Genomic DNA, 280 nt, shown 5'->3' with positions numbered 1-280 from the left:
GATCTTCTCCAGCGCATCTGCCCAGGAGAAGATCGCCGTCGAGTTTCCAGAGACCAAATTCGCCATCATCGACATGGTCGTCGACAAGCCCAATGTCCGCTCCGTCGTCTACAAGGAGCAGGAAGGCTCCTACCTCGTCGGCGTGATGGCCGCGATGGCCACACCGCTCTCCCGACAAACTCGGCAGCTGCACCGCTCCCAGGGCCGATCGCCAAGGGTGTGGGCATAGACCTTGCGCTGTCGGGTTGCGGCGTCCGCACGACGGCTCGGTGATGCCTCG

General features: G+C 63.2%; 1 pseudogene. It reads left to right on the top strand.

Annotated elements, in window-relative coordinates:
- Window positions 1–163: pseudogene (locus EN807_RS35030) on the top strand (BMP family ABC transporter substrate-binding protein); the annotation flags it as partial.
- Window positions 164–280: the final 117 nt, after the last annotated feature.

The organism is Mesorhizobium sp. M5C.F.Ca.ET.164.01.1.1 (assembly GCF_004792125.1).
GTDB lineage: Bacteria > Pseudomonadota > Alphaproteobacteria > Rhizobiales > Rhizobiaceae > Mesorhizobium > Mesorhizobium wenxiniae.
The sequence above is the reverse complement of the archived record's forward strand: the minus strand, read 5'-3'. Positions and strand labels throughout refer to the sequence as shown.